This is a genomic window from Sedimentibacter sp. B4, assembly GCF_000309315.1.
In the GTDB taxonomy this organism is placed as follows: Bacteria; Bacillota; Clostridia; order Tissierellales; family Sedimentibacteraceae; genus Sedimentibacter; species Sedimentibacter saalensis.
This window is the reverse complement of the sequence record NZ_CANG01000862.1, coordinates 1-241: the sequence shown is the minus strand read 5'-3', so window position 1 is coordinate 241 and position 241 is coordinate 1. Positions and strand designations below refer to the sequence as shown.

At 71.0% G+C, this 241-nt stretch carries 1 pseudogene; it reads right to left on the bottom strand.

Going from position 1 to position 241, the window contains the following annotated elements:
- Positions 1-241: pseudogene (ccsA, locus tag BN358_RS29380) on the bottom strand (cytochrome c biogenesis protein CcsA); the annotation flags it as partial.

Below are 241 nucleotides of genomic sequence, written 5' to 3'. Positions count from 1 at the left end.
GGCCCTTCCCAGCCGGCGGTCGCGCGAGCGTGCAGGTAGACGGCGTAGATGATCCAGGTGACCAGCGACCAGGTCTCCTTCGGGTCCCAGCCCCAGAACCGGCCCCCAGGCGTACTGCGCCCAGATCGCGCCGGCGGCGATGGTGAACGTCCACAGCGGGAACGCGAAGGCGTGGAACCGGTAGCTGACCCGGTCGAGGGTCTCCGCGGACGGGATCCGCGCCAGGTAGCCGCGGACGTCA